Below are 8092 nucleotides of genomic sequence, written 5' to 3' on the forward strand. Positions count from 1 at the left end.
TTATTTTGTGCCGTTCCATTGCAGGGCTCGCGCCATGACGTTTCGCCTCAAAGACAACATCGAGAAGATCGCGCCGCTCACCGACATTCAGGCCGGCATGCTCGCGCTTGCATTGCGCGGCGACGCGGACCCGTATTACGCACAGAAGGTGCTGGAATTCGCGGGTCCGCTCGACGTCGATGCACTGGGTCGCGCGTGGCGCACGGTGGTCGCGAAGCATGCGATGCTGCGCACGGACTTCCGCTGGAACGGGCTGAAGTCGCCGTTGCAGGTGGTGTATCGCACGAGCGACGCCACTCTCGCGCTCGACGACTGGCGGGCACTCCCGGCCGCCGAACAGCACGCGAAACTGGCGGCGCAGTGGCAGGCTGCGCGTACGCGCGGTTTCGACTTCGAACACGCGGCGAGTCTCGAACTGCAACTGCTGCGAGTCGGCGACGCGCGATACTGGTTCGTGTGGCGGCTGCATCACATCCAGATCGACGGCTGGAGTCTGGCGGCGGTGCTGGCGGATTGCATCGCCGCTTACGACCGGCATCGCTCGGGCAGCGCGAGCGTCGCCGACGAAACGGCCGAGCCGCCGTTTCATCAGTACGTGGAATGGCTGAAAAAGCGCACGTTCGACGACACCGCGTTGCCGCCGCTGCTCGCGCACGATGGCTGGCCGACGCCGTTGCCGGCGAGCCGGGCGCATGCTGCCGCCGCTGCCCACGCCGCTCCCGATGCCGCCGCTCGCGCGCCGTTTGCCGAGCAAACCGTGGTGCTCGACGCAACGCGCACCGCGACGCTGGAGCGCTTTGCGCGCGAGCGTCGCCTGACACTGAACACGCTGGTGCAGGCGGCCTGGGCCTGGCTGCTGTCGCGTCACGCGAGGACGCGCGAGGTGTGCTTCGGGGTGACCGTATCGGGCCGTCCCGCCGAAGCGCCAGACGTCGCGCGCATGGTCGGCATGTTCGTGAACACGTTGCCGCTCGCGTTGCGCGTAGCGCCGCAGGCGAGCGTCGGCGCATGGCTCGACGAGGTGCAACAGGCGAACCACGCACTGCGACCGCTCGAACACGTGCCGCTTGCGAAACTGCGCGCCCGCGCCGGGCTCGACGCGGACGCGACGCTGTTCGACAGCATCGTCGTGTTCGAAAATTTTCCGCAGCATGTGAGTTCGGCGGCGCGTGATGATGGGCTCATGATTAGTCGGCTGGATCAGGATGCTGAGACTCAGGCCGTACCCGATGCGGAAATGGACATCGATGCGCAAACCCATGGCGCCGTCTACAGCAGCGGACGCAACCACTATCCGCTCAGCCTGATCGCGGTGCCGGGTGAAACGCTGCGGCTTGTCCTCTCGTACCGCTGCGCGCGATTCACGCATCGCGATGTGCGCGGGCTGATCGACACGCTCGCCGCTGTACTCGACGCATTCGCCGCCGATCCGCTGCAGCGTGTGGGCGAACTCTCGCTCGACGTCCCCGCGGCGCCTGTGCAATCGATCGCGCAGGAGAGTCCGGCCAGCGTGCTTTCGCGCGTTGCCGCGCGGGCGGCGAATGGCTCGCCGCAACGCGACGCGATTGCCTGTGTCGAAGAAGACGCAGCGGGAAATGCACTGACGCTTTCATGGGCCGAGTTGTGGGCGCGTGCCGGTTTGCTTGCTCAGCGTCTGCGTGGACTCGGCGTACGGGCGGAGACGCCCGTGGCGGTCGCGCAGCCGCGCAGCGCCGCACTCGTCGTGAGTGTGCTCGGCGTCTGGCGGGCGGGCGGGGTCTATGTGCCGCTCGATCTCGGCGCCCCCGATGCGCGTCTTATCTGGCAATTGAAAAACAGCGGCGCGCGCTGTGTGATCTGCGCGGCCAACGACGCTGCGCGCATCGGAGCACTTGCCGCCGACGCGGCTTGCGAAACGATCGTCGCGGATCCGTGTTTTGCCGACACCCAAGTCGTCGAAGCCGATGACCACCAACATACCGCGCCGAACGAATCCGCTCATCCGCGGCAAGCGGCCTACCTGATCTATACGTCCGGCTCCACGGGCGAGCCTAAAGGCGTGACCGTTTCGCACGGCGCACTGGCGAGCTACACCCACGCCGTTTTGCGCCGTCTGCCTGACGGGATCGAAAGCGCCGCGTACACGTCGACGCCCGCCGCCGATCTCGGCCATACCATGCTGTTAGGCGCGCTGGCGGCAGGCTGGCGTCTGAACCTGTTCAGCGACACCGACATGCGCGACCCGGACCGCTTTGCCGCCGCAATGACGCGGCATGCGGTGGATGTGCTGAAAATCGTCCCCGGTCATCTGGCCGGTCTGTTGCATGCCGCCGACGCCGCGCGCGCCTTGCCGCGTCGCGCTCTCGTGCTCGGCGGCGAGGCCGCCGGTCTCGCACTGCTTACGCGAATCGTGGCGCTCGCGCCCGACTGCGCGGTGCTCAATCACTACGGACCGACCGAAACGACGGTCGGCGTCCTCACGCAGCGTCTCGATCCCGCCGAACTCGCGCAAGCCGGCGCAGCGGCCGCGTTGCCGCTCGGTTTTCCGCTCGAAGGCGCCGGCGTTTATTTGCTCGACGCCGACGGCAATGCCGCTTTGCCTGGTGCAAGCGGTGAAATCTGCGTCGGCGGTGCGACGCCGGCGCGTGGCTATCATGGCCGCGCGGCCGCGACTGCCGAGCGCTTCGTGCCCGATCAGCACGGCACGCCGGGCGCGCGTCTTTACCGCACGGGCGACCGTGCTTATCGACGCGCCGACGGCGCACTGGTTTTCGAAGGACGACTCGACCAGCAGGTGAAAGTGCGCGGCTATCGCGTCGAACCCGCCGAGATCGCGGCGGCGTTGCGTGCGTTGCCCGGTGTGGTGGATGCCGTGGTCATCGCGCATGCCGACGAACACGGCGCGCTACAGTTGAGCGCTTTCGCCGCGGGCGAATCGCTCAACGCCGAGGCCTTGCGCGCCGAACTCGCGGCCACTCTGCCCGCGCATATGGTGCCCGCGCGCGTGAGCGCGCTCGCAACGCTGCCGGTCACGGCAAACGGCAAGGTGGATCGTGCGGCCTTGCTGGCGTTCGGTACGACGCCGCAAACCGGTGACGGCTCCGCGCCGGCCGCGACTGACGCGCGGGCGGCCGTCGAGCCGCGCAACGAAGCGGAGGCGACGCTGCTCGCCGTGTGGCGACGCGTTTTGCGGCGCGACGATATCGGTGTGACGGATCACTTCTTCGAAATGGGCGGCGACTCGATTCTCAGCTTGCAGGTGATCGCGCAGGCGCGTCGCGCGGGCTTGCGTTTCACCCCCAAGCAGATGTTCGATCATCCTGTGATCGAGCGACTCGCGGCGCTCGCGGTCAAGGTCACGGCAACGGGGGCGTCGATCGGCGCGACGCAAGCCGCCGTGCAAGGTTCGCAGGCAAACCAGACACACTTCGACACCACGCCGATTCAGCGCGCGTTCTTCGAACGTTTCGGTGGCGCGCAGCATCACTGGAATCAGGCTGTGTTGCTCAGCGTGCCGGATACGCTCGATGAGGCCGCGTTACGCGTTTCGCTCGACGCGTTGATCCGCACGCACGACGCGTTGCGCTTACGCTTCGCGCTGCATGACACCGTGTGGCAGCAGCAGGTCGGCGACGCGTCGGCGTGCCGGCTCGACGTGTTCGACTGGCGTGAGCGCGCGGACTGGCAAGCGGCGCTCGAACAGCAGGGCACTTCGTTGCAGAAGTCGCTCGATATCGAAGCCGGTCCGCTGATTCGCGCGGCCTGGTTCCGTCTTGCGCAGGGCGGCCGTCTGCTGATCGCGATTCACCATCTCGCCGTGGACGGCGTGTCGTGGCGCGTGTTGCTCGACGATCTGCAACGCGCGTATGCCCAGGCCAGCGCGTCCGCCGCGGTCGAACTGACCGCGAGCACGCCGTGGAGCGTGTGGGCGCGGCGTTTGGCGCAATACGCACGACGTGCCGAGTTGCGCAATGAGCTGTCATGGTGGCGGGGTGCGCTTTCCGCTGCGCGCGCGGACGTACGCGGCTTTGTTTCTGCGAATGATGCGGCAGCGCCGACGGTCGCATCGGTGCAAACACTGGAATCGTGGTTCGAAACGGCCTTCACGCGAACGCTGGTGGAACGCGCGGGTACGACTTATCGCACGAATGTCGAGGAGACCTTGCTCGCGGCGCTTGCGCAGGCAGTCGGCACGCGGGGCGGCGTGTTGTTGTCGATGGAAAGTCACGGCCGTGAAGCGCTGGATGCGTTCGATCCACACAGCGACACGGACCTCGATTTAAGCCGGACCGTGGGGTGGTTTACCGCGCGTTATCCGCTGTGGCTCGAAGCGCAAGCCGACGCCCGTCTCGCGCTGATCGACGCCAAGGCACGGCGGCGCGCGGTGCCGCGCAACGGTTTGCATTGGGGTTTGCTGAGCACGTACGGCGACACGGAGACCAAGGCTTCGCTCGCGACTTTGCCTGCGCCGCTGGTCAGCTTCAATTATCTGGGGCAGTTCGACCGGCACTTCGCCGAGCGTGGCGGCTTTGCGCTCGCCGACGAGGCAATCGGCGCGTTGACCGATCGCGCGGCGACGCTCGCATATCCGTTGGATATCAACGCGCGGATCGTCGACGGCAAGCTTGGCGTGACGTGGCGTTATGCGCCGCAAGTTCTGCCGGAGCAGGAGGCGCTGGCGCTGAAAGCGCGTTTCGAGCGCAGTCTCGAACGGTTGATCGACCATGCGGTCAATGCGCGAGCTGAAGCGACGGCGGCGGATTTTGCCCTGGCGGGCCTGAGCCAGCCGCAATTCGAGTCGTTGGATCTGGACCTTGCGCGTGTCGAGGATATCTATCCGGCCACGCCGGTTCAGCAGGGTCTGCTGTTCCATAGCGCGCTGGAAAGCGGTAGCGGCCTGTATGTGAACCAGCGCCGTTTGACCTTGCGCGGCGAGCTGGATCGCGCGGCGTTGCGCTCGTCGTGGAAGCATGCGGTTGCATCGCACGCGATTCTGCGCACGCAGTTCGAAACGCGGCATGGCGGCGACGCATTGCAGGTCGTGTTGCGTGAAGTTGATTTGCCGTACGCCGAGCACGACTGGTCGTCGCTCGATGCGCAAGCTTATGAAACGAGGCTTCACGCGTGGATGCGCGAGGACGTGCAACGTGGTTTCGAGGCGGAGCGCGCGCCGTTGCTGCGCATCGCGTTGTTTGTCCGTGCCGATGGTGCGCACGATCTGATCTGGACCGATCACCATGTGTTGCTGGACGGCTGGAGCAGCGCGCAGCTGATGCGCGAAGTAGCGGATGCGTATGAAGCCTTGCTCGCGCGTCGTGAACCGGTCAGGAACGCGCCGCCGTACCGCGACTACGTGCAATGGCGTCTGCAAAAGGACGAAGGCGAGGCATGGTGGCGCGAGCAGGCCGCACGCGTCGACGAACCGGCAACGCTGCTCGAAAGCCTCGGCCTGACCGATGAGCGCAAGCCGGATCGTGTCGTGGAAGAAGCCGCGCCGCTCGAACATTGCCTCGACGAAACGCTGAGCGAAGCATTGCGCGACACCGCCCGACGCCATCGCGTGACGTTGAATACCGTGTTGCAAGGCGCGTGGGCGTTGCTGCTGTCGCGCTACGGCAATCGCAACCAGGCGGTATTCGGCGTGACGGTATCGGGCCGTCCGGCGCATTTGCCGGAAGTGGAGCAGATGCTCGGGCTGTTCATCAACAGCTTGCCGGTTTGGGTCGATGTGCCGGGAGACATGCCGCTCTCGAATTGGCTGGACACGCTGCAGCAGCACAACGGCGCGCTGCGCCAATATGAACACACGCCGCTTTCGCGGATTCAGCAATGGACCGCACGTAGCGGCGATGCACTTTTCGACTCGCTGCTCGTGTTCGAGAACTATCCAGTGGATGCGGCGCTCAAGGGCACCGGTCTCACGCTGGAAGGCATCGAATCCGCCGGCCGCGCGCATTATCCGTTGACGCTCGTGGTAATGCCGGATCGCGAGACGACGCTGATCTGGAAATACGACGCCGCGCGGCTGGACGCCGCTCGCGTCGCGCGGATTCACGCGCATTTCACACAACTTTTGCGTCGGATGGTGGTGCAGCCGGATCCGCTGCTACGCACGCTGACGCTCGACGTGCGGCAGCCCGCAACGGGCGACGCGCGTGGCGCGGCGGGCGCGCTGTTGCCGCGCATCGCGCGGCATGCGCAAGGCCGCGCGGACTTGCCGGCGGTTGTCTGCGAAGGACAGTCGTTGAGTTGGAGCGCGCTCTGGCAACGTGCGGGCGAATTGGCGACGCGTCTTCGCGCGGCGGGCCTGGCCGCTGACGACATCGTGGCGGTCGCGTTGCCGCGTTCGCTCGATCTGGCGGTGGCGCTGGTCGCCGTATGGCGTGCGGGCGGCGTGTATCTGCCGCTCGATATTGCCGCGCCCGGCGAGCGGTTGCGCGCCCAACTCGCCGATAGCGGAGCGCGTCATCTGATTGCCGCTGCGTTGCCGGCGGGACAGGACGCGCTGAGCGACACCATCGCGTGTATCGATCCGACAATGGCGGCGGATGACGTTGCCGCCAAGTCGTATGACTTCGCCGCCGACCACGCTGTCCCGCATCCCGCGCAACCCGCGTACGTGATTTATACGTCGGGGTCGACGGGTGAACCGAAGGGCGTGATGGTCGGGCACGGCGCGATGACGGCCTACGTCGGCGCGATTCTCGACCGTCTGCCGGCGGGCATCGGCAGCGCGGCGTATGTGTCGACGCCGGCCGCCGATCTCGGTCACACCACGTTGCTCGGCGCGCTGTGGTCCGGCTGGACGCTGCACATGATCGACGACGCCCGCGCAACCGATCCCGAAGCGTTCGCTCAATACATGGCAGAACAACGCATCGACGCGCTCAAGATCGTGCCGAGCCATCTCGGCGCATTGCTGCGCGGCGCGTCCGTACCCGCCGACGTGTTGCCGCGCCGCTGTCTGGTGCTGGGCGGCGAGGTGGCCGAAGCGGGGCTCGTCGCGCAAATCCGTTCGCTCGCGAGCGGCTGCGCGCTGTTCAATCACTATGGGCCGACGGAGACGACGGTCGGTGTGCTGGCGCATGAGGCACAGCAAGCGCAAGAAGTGCAGCAAGCGCAAGAAGTGCAGCAGGCGCATGAGGCGCATCTGGCACTGCAGCGCTTGCCGCTCGGCACACCGCTCGCGCATGCACGCGCGGGCATTGTCGACCGTGCCGGCGAGCCGATGCCCGATGGTTGTGCGGGGGAACTGTTAATCGGCGGCCCGGCGCTCGCGCTCGGCTATCTGGGCCGTCCGGCGCAAACCGCCGAACGCTTCGTGCCCGATCCGAACGGGCCCGCCGGTGCACGCGCGTATCGCAGCGGCGACCGCGTACGGCGCCAGGCTGACGGCACGTTCACGTTCGCGGGACGCATCGACGATCAGGTGAAGATTCGCGGCTTCCGCGTCGAACCGGCGGAAGTGCGTGCGCATCTGCTCGCGCATCCGTGGATCGCCGACGCGGCCGTGGTCGTGCAACGCAGCGCGACCGCCCCGGCGGACATCAACCACACCGCCGACCTCTGTCTCGCCGCCTACGCCGTCCTGCACGCCGATGCCCCCGACACACCGTGGCCCGTCCTGCGCGAGTGGCTGGCATCGCGTGTCAGCGCTCACCTCGTACCGTCCGCGTTCGCGTGTCTGGACGCATTGCCGTTGACGCGTAACGGCAAGCTCGACCGCAACGCATTGCCGCCGATCGCACCGCTCGCCGACAGCGCGCCGATCGCCCCGCGCACGCCGATGGAAACGCTCGTCGTCGAGGTCTGGCGCGAGGTGCTGAACCTCGACACGTTCGGCGTGCAGGGCGATTTTCTCGAACTCGGCGGTCATTCGCTGCTCGCGGTGCGAATCGCGACGCGGCTCACGGCGCGTCTGTCGCGCAAGGTTGCGCTGGCCGACGTGCTGCGCCATCGCACGGTCGAACGGCTGGCCGCCGCGCTCGACGACGCGCAGGCCGCGCAAGCCGTCGCCGTGGGCGCATCCGCCGACCAGGCGGGCAGCGCGCGCGTCGATGCGCTCAACGATCTTTTCGAAACACTGGATTGACGGGTCAGTCCCGTTGCTGTT

Annotated in this window: 1 protein-coding gene; it reads left to right on the forward strand. The window is 67.0% G+C overall.

Translation table 11 applies throughout. The annotated features are described in order from the left end of the window. Positions 1 to 34 precede the first annotated feature (34 nt). Entirely contained in the window at positions 35 to 8071 is an 8037-nt protein-coding gene (locus B0G83_RS02005) for a non-ribosomal peptide synthetase (RefSeq protein WP_105505749.1), read from the forward strand. The last annotated feature ends 21 nt before the right edge of the window (positions 8072 to 8092 follow it).

Origin of the sequence: Paraburkholderia sp. BL21I4N1 (genome assembly GCF_002973525.1) — a bacterium.
Taxonomy (GTDB): domain Bacteria; phylum Pseudomonadota; class Gammaproteobacteria; order Burkholderiales; family Burkholderiaceae; genus Paraburkholderia.

What these genes read in the sequence shown, in the direction of transcription:
- B0G83_RS02005 (WP_105505749.1), top strand. Translation starts at nt 35, where the DNA reads ATGACGTTTCGCCTCAAAGACAACATCGAGAAGATCGCGCCGCTCACC.